General features: G+C 38.8%; 1 pseudogene. It reads left to right on the top strand.

Features of this window, described 5'->3' with window-relative positions:
• Positions 1 to 119 precede the first annotated feature (119 nt).
• Positions 120 to 309: pseudogene (locus tag ACWQAU_RS15160) on the top strand (IS1182 family transposase); the annotation flags it as partial.

The raw sequence follows: 309 nt of genomic DNA on the forward strand, positions 1-309 counted from the left end.
CAGGTCTGGAAAAATCTTCGGATTTTTCCAGACCTGTTTTTGATATAATAGAAAATAAAAAAAGAGCATCGGTCGCACCCGATACTCTACGAAATTATCCTCGAAAGGACATTCCTAATATGCAAGATTATTATAACATGAATCAAACCACTTTGAGTATCGCCTTGGATTACCAACCAGAAGAGCATCATCCTGCTCGTTACATCAACCAGCTTGTTGAGAGTTTAAAACTAAAATATGATTACCAGTTTGGCCGTCCGCGGGAATATAACCTCGGTGCCATGTTAAAACTGGTCCTTTTAGCATACT

The sequence above is a fragment of the Lactiplantibacillus sp. 3062 genome, from assembly GCF_055413545.1.